Here is a 19395-nt window from a genome sequence, read left to right as displayed (position 1 = left end):
TGGCAACCAGGCCCGCGGAGCCGGTGCCACCCTGAAGGCCATCGATGGATTATGTAATTTCAATGCTGGGGCCGCTGTCAAACGGCGCCCTGGTGACTCTCAAGCTGTTCTTCATCACCCTGGCGCTGTCGGTGCCGCTGGGTCTGGCCTTGGCGTTGGCGCGCATCTCGCGCTTCAAGGCGCTGGCGCGCTTTGTCGAGGCCTATATCTGGCTGATGCGCGGCACACCGCTGATGCTGCAGCTGCTGTTCATCTACTTCGCGCTGCCCTTTGTGCCGGTGATCGGCGTGCGCCTGCCGGACTTCCCGTCGGCCGTCGTGGCATTCGCGCTCAACTACGCAGCCTATTTTGCGGAGATTTTCCGCGCCGGTATCCAGAGCGTGGACCGGGGCCAGTACGAGGGCGCCAAGGTGCTGGGCCTGTCCTACAGCCAGACCATGCGCCGCATTGTGCTGCCCCAGATGGTGCGCACCATCCTGCCGCCGGTCAGCAACGAGACCATCACGCTGGTCAAGGACACGTCGCTGATCTATGTGCTCGCCCTCAATGACCTGCTGCGCGCGGCGCGCGGCATTGTGCAGCGCGACTTCACCACCACGCCCTTTGTGGTGGCGGCCGCCTTCTACCTGCTGATGACGCTGGTGTTGACCTGGGGCTTCAACCGCCTGGAAAAGCGCTATGCCAGGTATGACGCCTAAACAGTGCGTAACGATGAATCGGCACGAAGCAGTAGCAGCGAACAGCGCAGGAGAATGGCAATGACAGGCAATGACATGGGCACCCCGGTAATGGTGCAGGCGCGCGACATCCGCAAGGCCTTCAATGGCAATGAGGTGCTCAAGGGTGTCTCGCTGGATATCCACAAGGGTGAGGTGATGGCGGTGATCGGGCCATCGGGCTCGGGCAAGAGCACCTTTTTGCGCTGCTTGAACCACCTTGAAGTGATCGATTCGGGCGCGGTGGTGGTCGAGGGCCAGACCCTCGTCAGCACCGATGCGCAAGGCCATGCCCAGTACGCACCGGAGGCCCAGATGCGTGCGATTCTGCGCCGCATGGGCATGGTGTTCCAGGGCTTCAACCTGTTCCCGCATCTGTCGGTGATTGACAACATCACCGAGGCACCGATGGTCGTTAAGGGCCTGACGCGCGAGCAGATCATGCCCAAGGCCCAGGAGCTGCTGCGCAAGGTGGGCCTGCTGGAGAAGGCCGATGCGTATCCGGCGCGCCTGTCGGGCGGCCAAAAGCAGCGCGTGGCCATTGCCCGGGCGCTGGCGATGGAGCCCGACATCATGCTGTTTGACGAGCCCACCTCGGCGCTCGATCCGGAGCTGACGGGCGAAGTGCTGCGCACGATGCGCCAGCTGGCCGAGGAGCACATGACCATGCTGGTCGTCACGCACGAAATGGGCTTTGCCCGTGAGGTGGCCCAAACTGTTGTTTTCATGGACCAGGGCGCGCTGATCGAGGCCAAGCCGGCGCGGGCATTTTTCGAAGACTGCAGCCATCCGCGCATTCGTTCCTTTCTGGACAATATGCTCTAATTACGGGCGCTTCTCACCGTTGTTGACGCTGCAGGCAAGCCGCGTCAACGCCTTCTGTGCGATGCTGAAGGCTGGCTTGATGGCACAGGCCGCAACAATAGCCTGCGGCCTTGCGGGGCTTAGGCAGTCCGGGTTACGATCAGGCGATTTAAATACATTCATGAATGTTTGTTACAAGCCGTAAGCCGCTCTCCTGCGCTGCGGCAACTGACTACAGAAAAGAGCCCTGCCCCCTCTTATGATGACGATGCCGGATGTTGCCGGCTTTTCTATGCAATCTTCTGCTTCACCACCTCTTGTCGAACTGCGCAATGTCACCTTTGGCTATGGTGACCGCACCATCCTGCGCGATGTGTCGCTGACCATCCCGCGTGGCAAGGTGACGGCGCTGATGGGGGCGTCCGGCGGTGGCAAGACCACGGTGCTGCGGCTGATCGGCGGCCAGGCCCGTGCGCAGGCCGGTCAGGTGCTGCTCGATGGCCAGGATGTGGGCGCGATGAGCCAGGCGCAGCTGTACGCCGCGCGGCGCCGCATGGGCATGCTGTTCCAGTTTGGCGCGCTGTTCACCGATATGACGGTGTTCGAGAACGTGGCCTTTCCGCTGCGCGAGCACACCGATCTGTCCGAAGGCCTGGTGCGCGACATCGTGCTGATGAAGCTGCAGGCCGTGGGCCTGCGCGGTGCACGTGATCTGATGCCTTCGCAGATTTCCGGCGGCATGGCGCGGCGCGTGGCACTGGCCCGCGCGATGGCGCTGGACCCCGAATTCATCATGTACGACGAGCCTTTCGCCGGTCTGGACCCGATTTCGCTAGGTACATCGGCCCAGCTGATCCGCGAACTCAACGATGCATTGGGCCTCACCAGCATCATCGTCTCGCACGATCTGGAAGAGACGTTCAAGCTGGCCGACCAGGTCATTATTCTCGGCCCCGGCGTGGTGGCGGCGCAGGGTACGCCCGATGAGGTGCGTGCCAGCAGCGATCCGCTGGTGCATCAGTTTGTCCACGCACTGCCGCAGGGCCCCGTGCCTTTCCATGTGCAGGGCCCCAGTCTGGATGCGGATTTTGGCGTGGATGCACTGAAAGGAGGCCGCTGATGCGTTGGTGGCACCCTGCTGATATTGGTTTTGCGCTGCGTTCCAAGGCGGCCGCAGTGGGCCAGGCCACACGCTTGCTGCTGCGCCTGCTGGCCGGGCTGGGCTATGTGCTCAAGCGCCCCGGTCTGCTGCGCGACCAGATCCATTTTCTGGGCAACTACTCGCTGGCCATCATTGGCGTGTCGGGCTTGTTTGTCGGCTTTGTGCTGGGTCTGCAGGGCTACTACATCCTGCAGCGCTACGGCTCAGCCGAGGCGGTGGGCATGATGGTGGCCCTGACCCTGCTGCGCGAGCTGGGCCCGGTGGTGACGGCGCTGCTGTTTGCCGGGCGTGCCGGCACCGCATTGACGGCCGAGATCGGCCTGATGAAGGCGGGCGAGCAGCTGTCTGCGATGGAGATGATGGCCGTCGATCCGGTCGAACGCATTCTGGCACCCCGCTTTTGGGCGGGCCTGATTGCGATGCCATTGCTGGCTGCGGTGTTCAGCGCCATCGGCATCATGGGGGGCTGGATCGTCGGCGTGCTGCTGCTCGGCATTGATGGTGGCGCCTTCTGGGGCCAGATGCAAAGCGGCGTCGATGTATTCAAGGATCTGGGCAATGGCGTGATCAAGAGCGTGGTGTTCGGCATCACGGTGACCTTTGTCGCCTTGCTCCAGGGCTTTGTCGCCAAGCCCACCCCTGAAGGTGTCTCGCGTGCCACCACGCGCACCGTGGTGATGGCCTCGTTGTCGGTGCTGGCGCTGGATTTCATGCTCACCGCGATGATGTTCAGCATCTGACGCCTACCTATCGATAGAAAAGAGAAACGGATTCGCATATGCAGCCCTCCAAAACCGATATCTGGGTTGGCCTGTTTGTCATGCTGGGCGCTGCCGCGCTGGTGTTCCTGGCGCTGCGCGCAGGCAACCTGCTGACCTTGGATTTCAACAAGGGCTATGAGGTGACCGCCCGCTTTGACAATATTGGCGGCCTCAAACCCCAGGCCGCAGTGCGCAGCGCCGGGGTCAAGGTGGGACGCGTCAAGAGCATTGGCTTCAACGACCAGACCTTCCAGGCCGATGTCCATATCGAGCTGACCAATGGCTATGCCTTCCCCAAGGACAGCTCCTTCAAGATCCTGACCAGTGGACTGCTGGGCGACCAGTATGTGGGGGTGGAGGCCGGCTTCGACGAAAAGCCCTTGGTCAGTGGTGATACCGTCACCAATACACAATCGGCTATCGTGCTGGAAAATCTGATCGGCCAGTTCCTCTATGGCAAGGCATCGGAGAGTTCCGCTCCCAAACCTACCGAATAACACAAGCAAAAAAAGAGAACGATGATGCGTTATCCAACCAAGCAACCCCATGCACGTGCCCGCAGCTGGCTGCTGGCCTCCTCCCTGGGTCTGGCGGCGGTGCTGAGCGGCTGTGCCAGCGGGCCCGGCGCCAACCCGCGCGACCCGCTGGAGCCCTACAACCGCGCGATGTTCAGCTTCAACGATGCGGTCGACAGCGCAGTGCTCGAGCCCGTGGCCACCGGCTACCGCGATGTGACGCCGACCGTCGTGCGTACCGCCGTGACGAACTTCTTCGCCAACCTGGGTGATCTGTGGTCGGCGGTGAACAATGCATTGCAGCTCAAGGGTGAAGGTACCTACAACAGCGTGGTGCGCTTTACGACCAACACCGTGTTCGGTCTGGGCGGTCTGATCGATATCGCCAGCGAGATGGACATCGAACGCCACAAGCAGGACTTTGGCCTGACGATGGCCCGCTATGGCATGCCTGCAGGCGCTTATATCGTCTGGCCATTGCTCGGCCCCTCGACCATCCGCGATTCTGCGGGCATGGTGGTGGACTGGCAGGGCAACGTGGTCAGCTCGATCAACGATGTGCCGGTGCGCAACTCGCTGACCGGCCTGCGCATCGTCAATACCCGCGCCAATCTGCTGGGCACGACCTCGCTGGTGCAGTCCGCTGCGCTGGACAAGTACAGCTTTACCCGTGATGCCTATCTGCAGTTGCGTGAAAACGCGACCCGTTCGGGTGACGAGGAGGACGAAACCCAGTGGATGAACGAATCGGCTGCTGAACCTGCTGCTCAAGGCAACGGGAAGTAAGCGAAACGTTATAAAGCCTTACAACAAACAGGACGGTGCATGCAACTGCGTGCCGTCCTCAGTATCTAAAAACGCTCAGGTCTGCAGTGCAGACGCGGGTAGAAAAGGACACATTATGATGAATCGTCGAGCATGGGGGCAGTATTGCGCTGCCTGGGCGCTGGTGGCTGGCATGGCTTCGGCCCCTTTGGTGGCAAGCGCCGCAGACATGGCACCGGACGCAATGATCAAGCAGCTCTCGGACGAGGTGCTCAACACCTTGAAGACCGACCAGGCGATCCGCAGTGGCGATGTCTCGAAGATCACCTCGTATGTCGACAGCGTCGTGATGCCGAATGTGGACTTTCGCCGCATGATGGCGTCGGCCGTGGGCCCCAAGTGGCGTACCGCGACGGCGGCGCAGCAGCAGCAACTGCAGGATGAATTCAAGAAGCTGATGGTCAACACCTATGCCGGTGCGCTGCACCAGGTGAGCGACCAGACCATCAGCGTCAAGCCCGTGCGCATGCAAGCCGGTGACAAGGAGGTGGTGGTGCGCTCGGAGATCCTGGGCCGTGGCGACCCGATCCAGCTGGACTACCGCCTGCAGAAAACGCCTGGCCAGGGCATGGGCTGGAAGATCTACAACCTGAACGTGATGGGTATCTGGATGGTGGAAACCTACCGCAACCAGTTCCAGGAAGAGCTCAACAAGCCCGGAGGCAGTCCTCAGACCTTGATCGACTCCATCGCCGCCCGCAACAAGGCCAATGCGGGCAAAAAGTAAGCGATGGCCGTGCTCAGCCTCCCGTCGACCCTGACCCATGACCAGGCCCAGGCCTGCCTGCAGCAGTTGCAGGCAGGCCTGGCACAGCTGCCCGCAGGCGCTGCGGTGCAGATCGACGCCAGTGGGTTGGCGGTGTTCGACTCATCGGCGCTGGCCGTGCTGCTGGGCTGCCGCCGCGCGGCAATGGCGGCGGGCCGGCCCTTGCAGATGCGCGGTCTGTCCGCGCCGGTACTGTCGCTCGCGCGCCTCTATGGCGTCGATGGCCTGCTGCAAACCGCCGGCTGATCACTGAATCCCCAGGACAGCGCCATCTGGCCGCTGCGCCTACAATGGCCGACTCATGTCCGCCATCGCATTCCAATCCGTCTCCAAGGTCTACCAGACCGCCAAGGGGCCCTTCCAGGCATTGAACAACGTCAGCCTCGATATCGAGGAAGGGGAGTTCTTTGGCCTGCTTGGCCCCAACGGCGCGGGCAAGACCACCATGATCAGTATTCTGGCCGGCCTGGCCCGCGCCAGCAGTGGCTCGGTCAAGGTGCTGGGCAGCGACGTGCGCGAGGACTATGCCAACGCGCGGCGCAAGCTCGGTATCGTGCCGCAGGAACTGGTCTTCGATCCCTTTTTCAATGTGCGCGAGTCGCTGCGCATCCAATCGGGCTATTTCGGTGTGAAGAACAACGATGCCTGGATCGACGAGCTGCTCGAAAGCCTGGGGCTGGCCGACAAGGCCACCGCCAATATGCGCCAGCTCTCGGGTGGCATGAAGCGCCGCGTGCTGGTGGCCCAGGCGCTGGTGCACAAGCCGCCGATCATCGTGCTCGATGAGCCCACGGCCGGCGTCGATGTGGAACTGCGCCAGACCTTGTGGCAGTTCGTCAGCAAGCTCAACAAGCAGGGCCACACGGTGCTGCTCACCACCCACTACCTGGAAGAGGCCGAGGCGCTGTGCAACCGCATTGCGATGCTGCGCTCGGGCCATGTGGTGGCACTGTCGACGATGGCCGAGCTGCTGCAGGGCAGCTCCTCGAACGTGCTGCAGTTCAAGACCGATGGCCTGCTGCCGGCGGACCTGGCGGCCCAGGCGCGCATCACCGGCCGCATTGTGCAGCTGCCCGCCAGCAGCGCCGCGGACGTGGAGCGCATCCTTGCGCAGCTGCGCACTGCCGGCGTGGTGGTGGAAGACCTGGAGATCCGCCGCGCGGATCTGGAGGATGTGTTCTTGCAAGTGATGGCGCGCGATGCCGTGGTGGACCATGCCACGACGCAGCTGGGTGCGGGAGTGGCACGATGAGCGGCTGGCAAACCCTGTTTTACAAAGAAGTGCTGCGTTTTTGGAAGGTGAGCTTCCAGACCGTAGCCGCGCCGGTGCTGACCGCCGTGCTCTATCTGCTGATTTTTGGCCATGTGCTGCAAGGCCGGGTGACGGTGTTCGGCGATGTCAGCTACACCGCCTTCCTGGTGCCGGGCCTGGTGATGATGAGCCTGCTGCAGAACGCCTTTGCCAACAGCTCGTCGAGCCTGGTGCAAAGCAAGATCATGGGCAGCCTGGTGTTTGTGCTGCTGACGCCGCTGTCGCACTGGGGCTGGTTCTTCGCGTTTGTCGGTGCCTCCATCGTGCGCGGTCTGGCCGTGGGCCTGGGCGTCTATGTGATCACCTTGTTCTTTGCGCCGCCGCATTTTGCGTCGCTGCCCTGGGTGCTGATGTTTGCGGTGCTGGGTGCCGGGCTGATGGGAACCCTGGGCCTGCTCGCCGGCCTGTGGGCGGACAAGTTTGACCAGATGGCGGCATTCCAGAATTTCGTGATCGTGCCGATGACCTTTCTGTCGGGCGTGTTCTATTCGATCCAGTCGCTGCCCCCGTTCTGGCAAAAGGTCAGCCACCTGAACCCGTTCTTCTACATGATCGACGGCTTCCGCTACGGCTTTTTTGGCCAGAGCGATACCTCCCCCTGGCTGAGTCTGGGTATTGTGGCCGTCGCCTGGCTGCTGGTGAGTGCGCTGGCCGTGCAGCTGCTGCGCACCGGCTACAAGATCCGCAACTGATGACTACCTGCTGCAGCCCGCGTGGCTGCAGCCGCCTGGCCAGCGTCCCGCCCCACGGCGCGGCTGGCAGGCATTTAGAACCGAACAAGTGAGAGCATGCAATGACTGCTGAGGACCTCAAAGACATCATCACCGCCGGCCTGGCCTGCGAGCATATCGCGCTCGAAGGCGATGGCCGCCACTGGTTTGCGACGATCGTGTCGCCTGCCTTCGAGGGCAAGCGCCTGATCCAGCGCCACCAGCTGGTCTATGCCACGCTGGGCCAGAAGATGCATACCGATGAAGTGCATGCGCTGTCGATGAAGACCTACACCCCTGCCGAGTGGGCTGCCCAGCAGGCCTGATTTTTCTTGTTTCAACCCAGGCTGGCCCAGCCCCATCCGGCGCGGATGCACAGGCTGCCGCTGGCGAAAGTGCCCCATGGACAACACCACCATGATCACCTTGGCCCTCTCCAAAGGCCGCATTTTTGACGAAACCCTGCCACTGCTGGCAGCCGCAGGCATCGAGGTGCTGGAAGACCCCGAAAAATCGCGCAAGCTGATTTTTGCCACCACCCAGCCCGATGTGCAGGTGGTGCTGGTGCGCGCCTCCGATGTGCCCACCTATGTGCAATACGGCGGTGCCGACCTGGGCGTGACCGGCAAGGACACCTTGCTGGAGCATGGCGGTGACGGCTTGTTCCAGCCGCTGGACCTGCAGATTGCCAAGTGCCGCGTGAGCGTGGCGGTGCGCAATGATTTTGACTATGCCCAGGCCGTCAAGCGCGGCGCGCGCCTGCGCGTGGCCACCAAGTACCCGCAGATTGCCCGTGAGTTCTTTGCGCGCAAGGGCGTGCATGTGGACCTGATCAAGCTCTACGGCAGCATGGAACTGGCGCCGCTGACCGGCCTGGCCGATGCCATCGTTGACCTGGTGAGCACCGGCAATACGCTGCGCGCCAACCACCTGCAGGAAGTCGAGCACATTATCGACATCAGCTCGCACCTCGTGGTGAACCAGGCGGCGCTCAAGCTCAAGCAAAAGCGCCTGCGTCATATCATCGATGTGTTTGCAGCCGGTGTGGGCCAGAACAGCTGAGCCACGCCCACCATCCCCAGGCGGGCACCTGCCTGTTTGAAAAGTGTCTGAGTCAGAAGGTAATCACTATGGAATTCGTCGCCGCTCCCGCCCGTCTGTCAACCACCGATGCCCAGTTTGCGCATGACTTTGCGCAGCGCCTGCATTGGTCGGCAGACACGGATGCTGCCATTGAGCAGCGGGTGGCCGACATCCTGGCCGATGTACAAAAACGCGGCGATGCCGCCGTGCTGGACTACACCGCGCGCTTTGATGGCCTGCAAGCGGACAGCATGCAGGCGCTGGAGCTGAGCAAGCAAGAGCTGCGGGCTGCATTTGACGGCTTGCCCGCCGACCAGCGCGAGGCGCTCGAATCCGCCGCGCGCCGCGTGCGCAGCTACCACGAGGCCCAGAAAAAGGCCAATGGCGAGAGCTGGAGCTACCGCGACGAAGACGGCACCTTGCTGGGCCAGAAGGTCACGCCGCTGGACCGCGTGGGCATCTATGTGCCCGGTGGCAAGGCCGCCTACCCCAGCAGCGTGCTGATGAACGCCATCCCCGCCCATGTGGCCGGTGTGGAGGACATCATCATGGTGGTGCCCACGCCCCAGGGCGTGAAGAACCCGCTGGTGCTGGCCGCTGCCTATGTGGCTGGCGTCCACCGCGCCTTCACCATTGGCGGTGCGCAGGCCGTGGCCGCGCTGGCCTACGGCACTGCGACCATCCCCAAGGTCGACAAGATCACCGGCCCGGGCAATGCCTATGTGGCCAGCGCCAAAAAGCGGGTGTTCGGCCTGGTCGGCATCGACATGATTGCCGGCCCCAGCGAAATCCTGGTGCTGGCCGACGGCACGACGCCGCCGGACTGGGTCGCGATGGACCTGTTCTCGCAGGCCGAGCACGACGAGCTGGCGCAGTCGATTCTGCTGTGCCCGGATGCCGCCTACCTGGATGCCGTGCAGCGCGAGATCGACCGTCTGCTGCCCGAGATGCCGCGCAAGGCCATCATCGCCAAGAGCCTGTCGGACCGGGGTGCGCTGATCCTCACGCGTGACATGGAAGAGGCCTGCGTGCTGAGCAACCGCATTGCGCCCGAGCATCTGGAGGTCTCCAGCCGCGATCCGCACCGCTGGGAGCCGCTGCTCAAGCATGCGGGCGCGATCTTCCTGGGCGCCTACACCAGCGAAAGCCTGGGCGACTACTGCGCCGGCCCCAACCATGTGCTGCCCACCAGCGGCACCGCCCGTTTCTCGTCGCCACTGGGTGTCTACGACTTCCAGAAGCGCTCCAGCCTGATCGAGGTGAGCGAGGCCGGTGCCCAGGTGCTGGGCAGGACCGCCGCGGTACTGGCCTACGGCGAAGGCCTGCAAGGCCACGCGCGCGCAGCCGAGATGCGCATCAAGCGCTGAGTACTGCACGCCTGCTGCCCTGGCTCACAATGGCCGGGGCACGGGCTGATCAGCGGCGCTCGCAGGCGGCAGGTACGTAGGCGCGCCACTGCACCACCAGCTGGGTACGGCTTTGGCCCCGGGGCCAGGGAATGCTCCACGCACCCTCATGCACGCGCATGCCTTGCAGACCGTCCAGCACTGGATACGGCCCGGTAGGCGCATCCCGATCCGCATCCTCTTCCAATTGCCAGATCCGCAGCGCGCCATGCTGCTGCAGGCGCTCGGCCGTGGCCCAGGGCGAATGGCGCGGATCACCGGGTATCAGCACCGACGGTTGGCTCTTGGCGCCGATGGCGACCAGGCCGCCCGTCCAGGCATCGCTGGCCACGGTATCGAGCGGGCAGCTGGACAGCGCGTTCCAGGTGGCTTCGGCCTGTTGCGCCAGCGCAGCCGAGGGCCAGTCGCTGCGCACGGGGCTCCTGCGGAAGTCCGAAATCTTCCACAGGTACAACCCACAGAGCACGGAAATCACCGTGAGCCACACGATGATGCCGCGCAGCAGATAAGGGCGCATGGGCGCCAGCCAGGCGCTGGGAATCAGCGCTGCAGCCAGCACGCCGCTGAAAGGCCACATCGGCACGCCCCACATATCACGCAAACGCAAGCCCAGCGCAGCCGCAAAAAGCCAAACAGCAACACCAGCAGCAGCGGCAGGTGGTTGAGCAACTGGGTCAGCAAAAAGCCCAGCGCGCCTGCGCGGGCGGATTCGCCATAGTGGTTGGAGGAGCGGTCCTTGGCATAGGAGAAGGGCAGCCAGTCGTTGTTGTGCAGCCAAAGCAGATGCGGTGCAAATACCAGCCCCATCACGGCCAGCGCCAGCCAGGGGCCTGGGCGGCGCATCAGGCTGCGTGCGGGGCTCAGCACGGTAAACAGCCCCAGGCAGAGCAGCAGCAGGCCGATGGAATACTTGCTCAGCAGCCCCAGTCCCGCCATCAGGCCCAGCATCAGCCACTGCCAGCGCTTGTCGTCCTGCCAGGCGGCCAGGTAGAAGTAGCAGATGCCCGCCCAAAAGGGCATTTGCGCAATGTTGTGGTTGAACTCCAGCGCGGGCCGGGTGTAGAAGGCCACGCCCATCGTCAGCACCGTGCCAATAAAGGCGCGCTCGCGCCCCACGAGGCGGCAGGCCGTGAGCCAGACCAGCCACAAGGTCAGCGCCACGCAGAGCTGGCTCAGTGCAAACGGGCCCCAGCGGCCCAGTGCCAGAAAGGACACATGCAGCGCAATGGGCGGCAGCGGCGGGTGCTTGTAGTAGCCCCATTGCCATTCACGGCCCCAGCCCAGGCTCTCGACCACATCGAGCGGAAAGCTGGGGGCCAGCAGCGGTGGAAAGAGGGTCCAGGCCAAGGCATACAGGCAGGCACAGGCCAGCACGAGACGCAGCGTTTTCTGGTGGTCGTGCGGCTGGGATGGGGGTGAAACGGCAGGAGACATGCAGTGGAGCGAGAGAAGGCTTCACAGCGCGGAGGCTGGTCGAGAGCTATGTAAAGCCCGCTAGTGTAGCTGCAGGCTATCGGCCGCATCCCCCGTGGGCGGTGCATCGCCGCAGGTATTGGTTACTGAAAATATCAGCCGCTGCGGGCCGGCGCGAGCCATTCGGCCAGACTGCGCAGCGCGGGCGCGCAGGGCTGTGCCAGCTTCAGGTCCAGCAGCGCGTCATCGCGCATCTGGCCCAGGTTGATGGCCGCCACCGGCATGCCGGCCTGCTTGGCGGCATGCACAAAGCGCAGGCCGGAATACACCATCAACGAGCTGCCCACCACCAGCAGCGCGCCGCTGGCGGCCAGATGCTCCATGGCCTCCTGCCTGCGCGCGGCCGGAACATTTTCGCCATAGAAGACGACATCCGGCTTGAGAATGCCGCCGCAGGCGGGGCAAGCCGGCACCTGGAAAGCGGCAAAGTCCACACCGGCCAGATCGGCATCGCCATCGGGGGCGGCGCGGGCACTCAAGTGGCGCCAGTCGGGGTTGGCGGCGATCAGCTGGTGCTGGAAGTCCGCGCGCGCCAGGTGCTGGCCGCAGCCCATGCAGACCACCTGGTCCAGCCGGCCATGCAGGTCCACCACCCGCTGGCTGCCCGCGCGCTGGTGCAGCCCATCGACATTCTGGGTGATGAGCGCCTGGACATAACCGGCTTGCTCCAGCTGGGCCAGCGCCTGGTGCGCGGCATTGGGCTGGGCCTGCGAGAACACCGGCCAGCCGATCAGGCTGCGCGCCCAGTAGCGCTGGCGCGTGAGCGTCTCGGCCATGAAATCCTGAAAGCGCACCGGGGCTGGGCGCTTCCAGGCGCCCTGCGCATCGCGGTAGTCGGGGATGCCGCTGCCGGTACTGACGCCAGCGCCGGTCAGCACGGTCCAGGGGCGGTGCTGCTGCAGCAAGTGCGTCAAAGCCGCCAGATCGGTCGATGCGGCGGCTTGCGGGAGGAGGTCGGTGAGAAGTGGCATGGCTCAGACCTTGATGATAGTGGCCGCAGCGCCCGATTGCTGCAGTCTGGATTAGCGACACGAAATTCGTGTTGCACGAATTTCGTGTAAAATCAGCGCCATGAAAAATCTCACCATCACTGTGGAAGACAGCGTGCTGGAATGGGCCCGGGTCGAGGCCGCGCGGCGCGGCACCAGCGTCTCGCGCATGGTAGGGGATTTTATGGCCGAGCTCCAGCAGCGCGAGGACGCCTATGAACGCGCCTATCTCGCCTGGCGCACGGACGAGCGCAGCTGGCAAGGCGGCGCCATGCCCCCGGCCGGCGCAGCTGCGGCACGCACCATCGGCGGCCGCCGCAAGACCGGGCAGGAGGGCGCATGAGCACCGTGTTTGTCGATACCTCGGTGCTGGTCGCCGCAGAGAATGTCTCGGACGCCGCGCTCTACCAGGCCACCTTGGACTGGCTGGATGTGCTGTGGAGCAGCCGTACCGGCCGCACCGGCAACCAGGCGCTGAGCGAGTTCTACGACCAGGTCACGACGGCGGCGAACCCGATGCCCCAGGGCGATGCACGTGCTGCCATCCGCCGCTACCAAAGCTGGACGCCGTGGAAGACCGATGCCGCCACGTTGGAGACCGCGTGGGCGGTGCAGGCGCGCCATGCGTTGGACTTTGGTGATTGTCTGGCGGTGGCCTGCGCCCAGCACAGTGGCTGCCAGCAGATGCTCAGCCTCTACCTGCCCCATGGCGCCGAGTTTGGCGGGGTCACCATCGTGCACCCGTTGCGGCAAGCCGCACCGGCCCACGGCCAGGGCTGAATGTTTCTGATGTGAAAGAGTGATCCGATGACGTCTCAAGACAAGTCTCTGCAGGCCTTGCAACGCATCCGCGCCGATGTGCGCGCCATGCAGGCCTACCATGTGCAAGATTCCAAGGGTCTGCTGAAGATGGACACCATGGAGAACCCCTACCGTCTGCCGGATGCACTGCAGCGCAAGCTGGGCGAGCGGCTGGGCGCGCTGGAGATCAACCGCTACCCGGGCGAGCGCCTGGAGACGCTCAAGAAAATGCTGGCTGACTATGTGGGCGCGCCCACGGGCACGGCCGTGCTGCTCGGCAATGGCTCCGACGAGATCATCACGTTGCTGGCGCTGGCCACGGCCCAGCCCCATGCCGGCGGACGCGCCAAGATGCTCGCGCCGATGCCAGGTTTTGTCATGTACCCGATGTCGGCCCAACTGCAGGGGCTGGACTTTGTCGGCGTCAACCTGACGGCAGACTTTGACCTCGATGTGCCTGCGATGCAGGCCGCCATTGCTGCGCACCAGCCCGCCATCACCTATATCGCCTACCCCAACAACCCGACTGCCACCTTGTGGGATGACGACAAGGTGCAGGCTGTCATCGATGCGGTGGCCGACGTGGGCGGCCTGGTGGTGATGGACGAGGCTTACCAGCCCTTTGCCAGCCGCAGCTGGATCGACCAGATGCGCGCCGATCCTGTGCGCAACGCCCATGTGCTGCTGATGCGCACCCTGTCCAAGTTCGGCCTGGCCGGTGCGCGCCTGGGCTACCTGGTGGGGCCGGCGGTCATCGTCAACGAGATCGACAAGGTGCGCCCGCCCTACAACATCAGCGTGCTCAACTGCGAGACGGCGATTTTTGCGCTGGAAAACGAGGCGCTGTATGCCGAGCAGGCGCGCGCCATCCGGGCAGAACGCCAGCCGCTGATCGACGCGCTGCAGGCGCTCAGCGGCGTGCGCAAGGTCTGGCCGTCGGAAGCGAACATGGTTCTGATGCGCGTGGACGATGCGGGCAAGACCCAGGCGGCGATGAAGGCGCGTGGCGTGCTCGTCAAGAATGTATCGGCCATGCACCCGCTGCTGGCCCAGTGCCTGCGGCTGACCGTCGGTACCCGTGAAGAAAATGCCCGCATGCTGGCGGCGCTCAAGGAGTCTCTATGAACCATCTGGTGCCCACCCCATCGTCCGCCACGCCGCTGCACCGCACGGCCGAGGTGGCGCGCAACACCGCCGAGACCCGCATCCAGGTGCGTGTCGACCTCGACGGTTCGGGCCAGGCCCGTCTGAACTCGGGCATCGGCTTTCTGGACCACATGCTCGACCAGATCGCGCGCCATGGCCTGATCGATCTGTACATCGAATGCGCAGGGGACCTGCACATCGACGGCCACCACACCGTTGAGGACATCGGCATTACGCTGGGCCAGGCCTTTGCCAAGGCAATCGGTGATAAAAAAGGCATCCGCCGCTATGGCCATGCCTATGTGCCGCTCGATGAGGCGCTGAGCCGCGTGGTGATCGATTTCTCCGGCCGCCCGGGTCTGCACATGGATGTGAAATTCACCGCCGGCAGCATTGGCCAGCTCGACACGCAGCTGGTGTACGAGTTCTTCCAGGGCTTTGTGAACCATGCCGGTGTGACCTTGCACATCGACAACCTCAAGGGTTTCAACGCCCACCACCAGTGCGAGACCATCTTCAAGGCCTTTGCGCGCGCACTGCGTTTCGCATTGGAGCATGATCCCCGCATGGCTGGCGTGATACCGTCGACCAAGGGCTCGCTGTAAGCTGCCGTTGGCGGCAGTTGCTACACTCCATTCTTGCTATGACAACTTCATCCAATACCGTTGCCGTGGTGGACTACGGCATGGGCAATCTGCGCTCGGTGTCACAGGCCGTGCAGGCGGCGGCTGCGGGCTCGTCCGTGGCCGTGGTGGTGACGGCCGACCCCGACGTGGTGCGTGCTGCCACTCGCATCGTGTTGCCAGGCCAGGGCGCCATGCGCGACTGCATGGCCGAGCTCAAGGCCTCCGGCCTGCAGGACAGCGTGCTGGAAGCGGCCCGCAACAAGCCGATGTTCGGCGTCTGCGTGGGCATGCAGATGCTGCTGGACCACAGCGAAGAGGGCAACACCCCGGGCCTGGGCCTGATTGCCGGCCAGGTGCGCAAGTTCCAGCTGGCGGGCCGTACCCAGGCCGATGGCAGCCGTTACAAGGTGCCGCAGATGGGCTGGAACCAGGTGCAGCAACAAGCCCATGGCGGCCAGCCGCATCCGGTCTGGCAGGGCGTGCCCGACCAGTCCTATTTCTATTTTGTCCACAGCTTTTATGCGGCCCCCGCCAGTGATGCCCAGTGCCACGGCTGGGCTGAATATGGCGAGCGCTTTGCCTGCGCCATCGGCCGCGACAACCTCTTCGCGACCCAGTTTCATCCGGAAAAAAGTGCGGACCAGGGCCTGGCGCTCTACCGCAACTTTCTGCACTGGAACCCTTAATCCTTTCACCGACAACCGCCAGCCTCACTACCATGCTGCTCATTCCTGCGATTGACCTCAAGGACGGTCACTGCGTGCGCCTCAAGCAAGGCGATATGGACCAATCCACCACCTTTGGTGAAGACCCGGTTGCGGTCGCGCGCCGCTGGTACGATGCCGGCGCGCGCCGCCTGCATCTGGTGGATCTCAATGGCGCCTTTGCCGGCCAACCGAAGAACCTGCCGGTCATCAAGGCTATCCTCAAGGAGTTCGGTGACGAGCTGCCCGTGCAGCTCGGCGGCGGTATCCGCGATCTGGACACCATCGAGAAGTACATCGATGCCGGCATGCAGTACGTGATCATCGGCACCGCTGCCGTGAAGGACCCGGGCTTCCTGCAGAACGCCTGTACGGCTTTCGCCGGCCACATCATCGTCGGCCTCGATGCCAAGGACGGCATGGTCGCGACCGACGGCTGGAGCAAGATCACCCAGCATTCGGTCATCGAGACCGCCAAGCGCTTTGAGGACTGGGGGGTGGAATCCATCATCTACACCGACATCGGCCGTGACGGCATGCTCAGCGGCATCAATATGGAAGCCACCATCAAGCTCGCCCAGTCGATCAAGATTCCGGTCATTGCCTCCGGAGGTCTGTCGGGCATGGCGGATATCGAAGCGCTGTGCAAGGCCGAACCCGAAGGGGTGGAAGGCGTCATCTGCGGCCGCGCGATCTATACCGGCGATCTGGATTTTGCAGCGGCACAGGAGCGGGCTGACGAGCTCAGCGACAGCCTCTGACCAGGGGCGGGCCCCGCGTCAGCGGCGCTGTTTTGCGAGGCCACCGACCGGTGGCCTTTTTTATGGCTGTGTCAATTGAAACAGTTTGTATACTGCCTCAGTGGTTTGCTGGTGTTGGGGCTGTGGGACCTGGACTACACCCCGCTTTTAAGTCGATGTGTTGACTACAAATTTGAAGAATGTCAACAAATGCTAGTTGTTACCGGCAGCAGCTTATGTTGACCGGTAAGCGATTTACATAAGTTTGGCTTATTGGACAATGTACGCTTGGTCAGGATGCCTGCAGCTATAGGAGCCTTGGATAGCGCATTCTGCGAGACCTCTTTGAAAGCCCCCTGTGATACTCGTGACTGGCGGAGCCGGCTATGTTGGCTCTCATATCTGCATTGCGCTGGCCGAAGCCGGCATGCCGTTCTTGATTCTGGATAACTTCAGCAATGCCAGGCGTTCGGTCATTACGCGGCTGGCCAAAATCCTGGGGTTCACACCGCCGTGCATCGATGCCGATGTGCGTGATGTGACCGTGCTCGAGCAGCTGTTCGACGAGCAGCATTTCGATGCCGTCATCCACAGCGCCTTTCTCACTGCATCAGCGGATGCCGCGCGTGAGCCGCTGCGCTACTACGACAACAATGTCTCGGGCACGATCGGCCTGTTGCGCGCGATGCAGACCGCAGGGCTGCGAAATCTGATCGTCTCGTCGTCGTCGGTGATCTACGGCGATCCTGCGCCGGTGGCTGTGCGAGAGGATGCACCGCTGTCGGTCAGCACCGCCTACGGCCAGACCGCATTGATGGTCGAGCAGGTGCTCAGCAGCCTCGATGAGGCGTCGCCCAAGCGCTGGCGCATGGCTTTGCTGCGCAGTTTCAATGCGGTGGGCTGCCATGACAGCGGCCTGATCGCCGAAGACCCGCCGCGCATGTCCTCCCATGTTGCGCCTTACCTGGCCCAGGTCGCTGCCGGCAAGCGCGATGGTCTGCGCATCTACGGCGGCGATTACCCCACACCGGATGGCACGCCCATACGCGACTATCTGCATGTGATGGACCTGGCCCGGGCCTATGTGGCGACCTTGCCGTACCTGCGCAGCCATCCGGGCCTGTCGCGCTTCAACATTGGATCGGGCCAGCCTACGTCGGTGCTGGGTCTGGTGCGCGCTTTCGAGCATGCCAATGGCCGTGCGGTACCTTTCCGCATTGGTGCACGCCGGGCAGGCGATGCGGCCCACTGCTGGGCTGATATTTCGCGCGCCCGCGCCGAGCTGGGCTGGCAACCCCAGCTGGGGCTGGACCGCATGATGGAAGACGTCTGGCGCTGGCAGATTGGTGTAGGCCGCAGCGTGCATTGACAGGCGCTGCAGGACCAGCCTGGCCGCACCCAGCGCCAGGCTTTTTTCTTGCCCGCAGGCTGCGTCCCGGCGCTGGGCGTGTTATTGTTTTGCCCGTCTGGCGCCATCGCCACCGCTTCCATCTGCAACGAGATCCTCCATGCTTGCCAAACGCATCATTCCCTGCCTGGACGTCACTGGCGGCCGCGTCGTCAAAGGTGTCAATTTCGTCGAACTGCGCGACGCCGGCGACCCGGTGGAGATCGCAGCGCGCTACAACACGCAGGGCGCCGATGAGCTGACCTTTCTCGACATCACCGCGACCAGCGATGGGCGTGACCTGATCTTGCCGATCATCGAAGCGGTGGCCAGCCAGGTCTTCATTCCGCTGACCGTCGGCGGTGGTGTGCGCACGGTGGCCGATGTGCGACGCCTGCTCAACGCCGGCGCCGACAAGACCAGCTTCAACTCGGCGGCCATTGCCGACCCGGCCGTCATCAATGCGGCCAGCGACCGCTACGGCTCGCAGTGCATCGTCGTGGCCATCGATGCCAAGCGCCGCCAAGGCCAGGATGTCATCGAACGCGGCGAGGGCTGGGATGTTTACAGCCATGGCGGACGCAAGAATACCGGCCTGGACGCCATCCGCTGGGCCAGTGACATGGCCGCGCGCGGTGCCGGGGAGATTTTGCTCACCAGCATGGACCGTGATGGCACCAAATCCGGTTTTGACCTGGCCTTGACCCGTGCAGTCGCCGATGCCGTCGGTGTGCCGGTGATTGCTTCCGGTGGCGTTGGTAATCTCGACCACCTGGCCGATGGCGTGCAGCAAGGCGGCGCCGATGCCGTCCTCGCGGCCAGCATCTTTCACTACGGCGAATTCACCGTGCAGCAGGCCAAGGAGCGCATGCGCGAGCGCGGTATTCCCGTGCGTCTGTAAGGCTGACAAGCCCCTTCTGCTTTCAACGCCGGTCCCCGCAGCGTTGCAATGCCCTCGGCGCGCTCGGGGAATGGCGTTCCCCAGGGTAGGTAGTTAGATCTGGCCGGGAAGGTCCGGCCGGGGAGGTCCAGCCGCGCAGAACCGGCCTGGGGGGCTACACCGACTCGGATTCGGGTGCTCGCCAGAGGCTCTTCGGCCCGCATCCCTGGCGTGCACCGGCCCCCTAGCCATGCTTGAAAGCGGGCTCTTTTCCGGTATACGCGCTCGCCAGCAGCCCTGCAGCAGCGGAGCGCCCATCGGCCGCGCTGCGCGTTTCCACGCCCGTCCACGTTCACCAGTCAAGCGCGGCTGACAGCTGCGCCATCAGATCTTCCCGGGTTTTTCCTGCGTGCTGGGACGGCAGTGTCGGGCCAGGGCCCGGCATCTCCGCAAGCCGGACCGATGCCTGCATTTTTCCGGTCCTGCGCCGTGAACGTCCCTTGCCCGCTGCGCAGGGCCGTTCGTCATTAATGATCTGCAATTCTATAAAAATGATTGATTTTCTCGATCACAAACCTTGATTTGCAAT

General features: G+C 63.7%; 24 protein-coding genes. 21 read left to right on the top strand and 3 right to left on the bottom strand.

Translation table 11 applies throughout. The annotated features are described in order from the left end of the window. Positions 1 to 44 precede the first annotated feature (44 nt). The 13 genes from ACHWUQ_RS00360 (at position 45) to hisD (ending at position 10021) form a co-directional block, all read left to right on the top strand. Positions 45 to 698, top strand: coding sequence for an amino acid ABC transporter permease (locus ACHWUQ_RS00360; protein WP_239810757.1), 654 nt, complete (start codon positions 45 to 47; stop codon positions 696 to 698). Between the two features lie 54 nt (positions 699 to 752). Beyond that, entirely contained in the window at positions 753 to 1541 is a 789-nt protein-coding gene (locus tag ACHWUQ_RS00355) for an amino acid ABC transporter ATP-binding protein (RefSeq protein ID WP_305852709.1), read from the top strand. 271 nt (positions 1542 to 1812) lie between these two features. Continuing rightward, positions 1813 to 2640, top strand: a complete 828-nt coding sequence (locus ACHWUQ_RS00350) for an ABC transporter ATP-binding protein (RefSeq protein WP_312416553.1) — start codon at positions 1813 to 1815, stop codon at positions 2638 to 2640. Continuing rightward, the gene (gene mlaE, locus ACHWUQ_RS00345; RefSeq protein ID WP_239810759.1) at positions 2640 to 3422 is read left to right on the top strand and encodes a lipid asymmetry maintenance ABC transporter permease subunit MlaE; all 783 of its coding nucleotides are present in this window, start codon (positions 2640 to 2642) and stop codon (positions 3420 to 3422) included. The genes ACHWUQ_RS00350 and mlaE overlap by 1 nt, the downstream gene beginning before the upstream one ends. A gap of 38 nt (positions 3423 to 3460) precedes the next feature. Further along, positions 3461 to 3940, top strand: coding sequence for an outer membrane lipid asymmetry maintenance protein MlaD (mlaD, locus tag ACHWUQ_RS00340; protein WP_239810760.1), 480 nt, complete (start codon positions 3461 to 3463; stop codon positions 3938 to 3940). A 24-nt stretch (positions 3941 to 3964) separates the two neighbouring features. Further along, the gene (locus ACHWUQ_RS00335) at positions 3965 to 4744 is read left to right on the top strand and encodes a VacJ family lipoprotein (protein WP_239812624.1); all 780 of its coding nucleotides are present in this window, start codon (positions 3965 to 3967) and stop codon (positions 4742 to 4744) included. Between the two features lie 115 nt (positions 4745 to 4859). Next, on the top strand, positions 4860 to 5510 hold the full coding sequence (locus ACHWUQ_RS00330) for a phospholipid-binding protein MlaC (protein ID WP_239810761.1): 651 nt from the start codon (positions 4860 to 4862) through the stop codon (positions 5508 to 5510). A 3-nt stretch (positions 5511 to 5513) separates the two neighbouring features. Then, positions 5514 to 5795 (top strand): lipid asymmetry maintenance protein MlaB, encoded by a 282-nt coding sequence (locus ACHWUQ_RS00325; protein ID WP_394680022.1) that lies wholly within the window; start codon positions 5514 to 5516, stop codon positions 5793 to 5795. A gap of 55 nt (positions 5796 to 5850) precedes the next feature. Next, entirely contained in the window at positions 5851 to 6801 is a 951-nt protein-coding gene (locus ACHWUQ_RS00320; protein WP_021026080.1) for an ABC transporter ATP-binding protein, read from the top strand. Beyond that, on the top strand, positions 6798 to 7553 hold the full coding sequence (locus ACHWUQ_RS00315; RefSeq protein ID WP_239810764.1) for an ABC transporter permease: 756 nt from the start codon (positions 6798 to 6800) through the stop codon (positions 7551 to 7553). Before ACHWUQ_RS00320 ends, ACHWUQ_RS00315 begins: the two co-directional genes overlap by 4 nt. A 101-nt stretch (positions 7554 to 7654) precedes the next feature. Next, positions 7655 to 7897 (top strand): BolA family protein, encoded by a 243-nt coding sequence (locus ACHWUQ_RS00310; protein WP_369460425.1) that lies wholly within the window; start codon positions 7655 to 7657, stop codon positions 7895 to 7897. A 91-nt stretch (positions 7898 to 7988) separates the two neighbouring features. Further along, positions 7989 to 8633: an ATP phosphoribosyltransferase gene (gene hisG / locus ACHWUQ_RS00305; protein WP_239812625.1), complete on the top strand. Its 645-nt coding sequence runs from the start codon at positions 7989 to 7991 to the stop codon at positions 8631 to 8633. A 68-nt stretch (positions 8634 to 8701) separates the two neighbouring features. Then, positions 8702 to 10021, top strand: a complete 1320-nt coding sequence (hisD, locus tag ACHWUQ_RS00300; RefSeq protein WP_394680021.1) for a histidinol dehydrogenase — start codon at positions 8702 to 8704, stop codon at positions 10019 to 10021. 49 nt (positions 10022 to 10070) lie between these two features. On the opposite strand, the gene ACHWUQ_RS00295 is transcribed toward hisD, so the two are convergent. The 3 genes from ACHWUQ_RS00295 to ACHWUQ_RS00285 all read right to left on the bottom strand — a co-directional run bounded on the left by ACHWUQ_RS00295 (position 10071) and on the right by ACHWUQ_RS00285 (position 12504). Next, positions 10071 to 10637 carry a hypothetical protein gene (locus ACHWUQ_RS00295; protein ID WP_394680020.1) on the bottom strand — a complete coding sequence of 189 codons (567 nt, stop codon included), beginning with the start codon at positions 10635 to 10637 and terminating at the stop codon, positions 10071 to 10073. Next, complete coding sequence (locus ACHWUQ_RS00290) at positions 10601 to 11494, bottom strand: glycosyltransferase family 39 protein (protein ID WP_394680019.1); 894 nt, start codon at positions 11492 to 11494, stop codon at positions 10601 to 10603. The genes ACHWUQ_RS00295 and ACHWUQ_RS00290 overlap by 37 nt, the downstream gene beginning before the upstream one ends. 134 nt (positions 11495 to 11628) lie before the next feature. Beyond that, the gene (locus ACHWUQ_RS00285) at positions 11629 to 12504 is read right to left on the bottom strand and encodes an NAD-dependent protein deacetylase (protein WP_394680018.1); all 876 of its coding nucleotides are present in this window, start codon (positions 12502 to 12504) and stop codon (positions 11629 to 11631) included. 100 nt (positions 12505 to 12604) lie between these two features. On the opposite strand from ACHWUQ_RS00285, the gene ACHWUQ_RS00280 reads away from it, so the two are divergent. From ACHWUQ_RS00280 to hisF, 8 genes are all read left to right on the top strand, one after another. Further along, positions 12605 to 12865 carry a DUF6364 family protein gene (locus ACHWUQ_RS00280; protein WP_239810768.1) on the top strand — a complete coding sequence of 87 codons (261 nt, stop codon included), beginning with the start codon at positions 12605 to 12607 and terminating at the stop codon, positions 12863 to 12865. Further along, positions 12862 to 13302 (top strand): PIN domain-containing protein, encoded by a 441-nt coding sequence (locus ACHWUQ_RS00275; RefSeq protein WP_394680017.1) that lies wholly within the window; start codon positions 12862 to 12864, stop codon positions 13300 to 13302. Before ACHWUQ_RS00280 ends, ACHWUQ_RS00275 begins: the two co-directional genes overlap by 4 nt. A gap of 27 nt (positions 13303 to 13329) precedes the next feature. Then, positions 13330 to 14448, top strand: a complete 1119-nt coding sequence (hisC, locus tag ACHWUQ_RS00270; protein WP_312416516.1) for a histidinol-phosphate transaminase — start codon at positions 13330 to 13332, stop codon at positions 14446 to 14448. Beyond that, positions 14445 to 15074 carry an imidazoleglycerol-phosphate dehydratase HisB gene (gene hisB / locus ACHWUQ_RS00265; protein WP_394680016.1) on the top strand — a complete coding sequence of 210 codons (630 nt, stop codon included), beginning with the start codon at positions 14445 to 14447 and terminating at the stop codon, positions 15072 to 15074. The genes hisC and hisB overlap by 4 nt, the downstream gene beginning before the upstream one ends. Positions 15075 to 15112: 38 nt before the next feature. After that, positions 15113 to 15781 carry an imidazole glycerol phosphate synthase subunit HisH gene (hisH, locus tag ACHWUQ_RS00260; protein WP_312452014.1) on the top strand — a complete coding sequence of 223 codons (669 nt, stop codon included), beginning with the start codon at positions 15113 to 15115 and terminating at the stop codon, positions 15779 to 15781. 32 nt (positions 15782 to 15813) lie between these two features. After that, positions 15814 to 16560, top strand: a complete 747-nt coding sequence (hisA, locus tag ACHWUQ_RS00255) for a 1-(5-phosphoribosyl)-5-[(5-phosphoribosylamino)methylideneamino]imidazole-4-carboxamide isomerase (protein ID WP_312452012.1) — start codon at positions 15814 to 15816, stop codon at positions 16558 to 16560. A gap of 337 nt (positions 16561 to 16897) precedes the next feature. After that, entirely contained in the window at positions 16898 to 17908 is a 1011-nt protein-coding gene (galE, locus tag ACHWUQ_RS00250; RefSeq protein WP_394680015.1) for a UDP-glucose 4-epimerase GalE, read from the top strand. Positions 17909 to 18047: 139 nt separating this feature from the next. Further along, positions 18048 to 18827: an imidazole glycerol phosphate synthase subunit HisF gene (hisF, locus tag ACHWUQ_RS00245; protein ID WP_312416508.1), complete on the top strand. Its 780-nt coding sequence runs from the start codon at positions 18048 to 18050 to the stop codon at positions 18825 to 18827. The last annotated feature ends 568 nt before the right edge of the window (positions 18828 to 19395 follow it).

This window comes from uncultured Comamonas sp., assembly GCF_964277875.1.
GTDB lineage: Bacteria > Pseudomonadota > Gammaproteobacteria > Burkholderiales > Burkholderiaceae_C > Comamonas > Comamonas sediminis.
Note: the sequence above shows the minus strand (reverse complement) of the source record. Positions and strands in the feature narration are given on the sequence as shown.

What these genes read in the sequence shown, in the direction of transcription:
- ACHWUQ_RS00360 (WP_239810757.1), top strand. Translation starts at nt 45, where the DNA reads ATGGATTATGTAATTTCAATGCTGGGGCCGCTGTCAAACGGCGCCCTG.
- ACHWUQ_RS00355 (WP_305852709.1), top strand. Translation starts at nt 753, where the DNA reads ATGGCAATGACAGGCAATGACATGGGCACCCCGGTAATGGTGCAGGCG.
- ACHWUQ_RS00350 (WP_312416553.1), top strand. Translation starts at nt 1,813, where the DNA reads ATGCAATCTTCTGCTTCACCACCTCTTGTCGAACTGCGCAATGTCACC.
- mlaE (WP_239810759.1), top strand. Translation starts at nt 2,640, where the DNA reads ATGCGTTGGTGGCACCCTGCTGATATTGGTTTTGCGCTGCGTTCCAAG.
- mlaD (WP_239810760.1), top strand. Translation starts at nt 3,461, where the DNA reads ATGCAGCCCTCCAAAACCGATATCTGGGTTGGCCTGTTTGTCATGCTG.
- ACHWUQ_RS00335 (WP_239812624.1), top strand. Translation starts at nt 3,965, where the DNA reads ATGCGTTATCCAACCAAGCAACCCCATGCACGTGCCCGCAGCTGGCTG.
- ACHWUQ_RS00330 (WP_239810761.1), top strand. Translation starts at nt 4,860, where the DNA reads ATGATGAATCGTCGAGCATGGGGGCAGTATTGCGCTGCCTGGGCGCTG.
- ACHWUQ_RS00325 (WP_394680022.1), top strand. Translation starts at nt 5,514, where the DNA reads ATGGCCGTGCTCAGCCTCCCGTCGACCCTGACCCATGACCAGGCCCAG.
- ACHWUQ_RS00320 (WP_021026080.1), top strand. Translation starts at nt 5,851, where the DNA reads ATGTCCGCCATCGCATTCCAATCCGTCTCCAAGGTCTACCAGACCGCC.
- ACHWUQ_RS00315 (WP_239810764.1), top strand. Translation starts at nt 6,798, where the DNA reads ATGAGCGGCTGGCAAACCCTGTTTTACAAAGAAGTGCTGCGTTTTTGG.
- ACHWUQ_RS00310 (WP_369460425.1), top strand. Translation starts at nt 7,655, where the DNA reads ATGACTGCTGAGGACCTCAAAGACATCATCACCGCCGGCCTGGCCTGC.
- hisG (WP_239812625.1), top strand. Translation starts at nt 7,989, where the DNA reads ATGATCACCTTGGCCCTCTCCAAAGGCCGCATTTTTGACGAAACCCTG.
- hisD (WP_394680021.1), top strand. Translation starts at nt 8,702, where the DNA reads ATGGAATTCGTCGCCGCTCCCGCCCGTCTGTCAACCACCGATGCCCAG.
- ACHWUQ_RS00295 (WP_394680020.1), bottom strand. Translation starts at nt 10,637, where the DNA reads ATGTGGCCTTTCAGCGGCGTGCTGGCTGCAGCGCTGATTCCCAGCGCC.
- ACHWUQ_RS00290 (WP_394680019.1), bottom strand. Translation starts at nt 11,494, where the DNA reads ATGTCTCCTGCCGTTTCACCCCCATCCCAGCCGCACGACCACCAGAAA.
- ACHWUQ_RS00285 (WP_394680018.1), bottom strand. Translation starts at nt 12,504, where the DNA reads ATGCCACTTCTCACCGACCTCCTCCCGCAAGCCGCCGCATCGACCGAT.
- ACHWUQ_RS00280 (WP_239810768.1), top strand. Translation starts at nt 12,605, where the DNA reads ATGAAAAATCTCACCATCACTGTGGAAGACAGCGTGCTGGAATGGGCC.
- ACHWUQ_RS00275 (WP_394680017.1), top strand. Translation starts at nt 12,862, where the DNA reads ATGAGCACCGTGTTTGTCGATACCTCGGTGCTGGTCGCCGCAGAGAAT.
- hisC (WP_312416516.1), top strand. Translation starts at nt 13,330, where the DNA reads ATGACGTCTCAAGACAAGTCTCTGCAGGCCTTGCAACGCATCCGCGCC.
- hisB (WP_394680016.1), top strand. Translation starts at nt 14,445, where the DNA reads ATGAACCATCTGGTGCCCACCCCATCGTCCGCCACGCCGCTGCACCGC.
- hisH (WP_312452014.1), top strand. Translation starts at nt 15,113, where the DNA reads ATGACAACTTCATCCAATACCGTTGCCGTGGTGGACTACGGCATGGGC.
- hisA (WP_312452012.1), top strand. Translation starts at nt 15,814, where the DNA reads ATGCTGCTCATTCCTGCGATTGACCTCAAGGACGGTCACTGCGTGCGC.
- hisF (WP_312416508.1), top strand. Translation starts at nt 18,048, where the DNA reads ATGCTTGCCAAACGCATCATTCCCTGCCTGGACGTCACTGGCGGCCGC.